The sequence below is a fragment of the Pseudomonas sp. K5002 genome (genome assembly GCF_013386655.1).
Taxonomy (GTDB): domain Bacteria; phylum Pseudomonadota; class Gammaproteobacteria; order Pseudomonadales; family Pseudomonadaceae; genus Aquipseudomonas.
In genome coordinates, this window is the sequence record NZ_JACARK010001658.1 from 1 (window position 1) to 603 (window position 603).

General features: G+C 65.7%; 1 protein-coding gene. It reads right to left on the minus strand.

Annotation, left to right across the window (positions count from 1 at the left end; translation table 11 throughout):
* Nucleotides 1–603: condensation domain-containing protein (locus tag HX846_RS38545; protein ID WP_256740555.1), on the minus strand; the 603-nt coding region annotated here is incomplete at both ends.

The following is a 603-nucleotide window of genomic DNA, read 5'->3' on the forward strand; positions in this document are numbered from 1 at the left end:
CTGGCCGTCGCTCAACTGGCGATACACGGTCTGCAAATCTTCCAGCAATACCCGCCAGGAAACGCCGTCCACCACCAGGTGATGGATCGCGATCAGCAGCCGGCGCTGGCCTTGCGGGCCGTCCACCAGTAACGCGCGCAACAACGGGCCATGGGCGAGGTTGAGGCTGCGCTGGGTGTCGGTGAACAGCGCGCTGCACTGTTCCATGTCCGCCACCTGGGCTTGCAACAGCAGGCCGCCTTCCGGCACCGCCAAGTGTTCGGCGTGCCATTGGGCGTCGCGCTGGGTGAAGCTCAGGCGCAGGGCGTCATGATGTTCCAGCACCGCCAGCAACGCTTGCTCCAGGCGATGAGGTTCCAGGGCCTGAACCGGCTCCAGCAGCAATGCCTGGTTCCAGTGTTGGCGCTCCGGGATGTCGGTGTCGAAGAACCAGTGCTGGATCGGCGTCAGCCCGGACGCGCCGGTCAACACGCCTTGTTCGGCGCTGACCTGCTCGCTGCGGGTCGCCACGGCGGCCAGGGTTTGCACGGTCTGGTGCTGGAACAAATCACGCGGGCTGAAATGAATCCCTGCCTGCCGGGCCCGGCTGACCACCTGGATCGA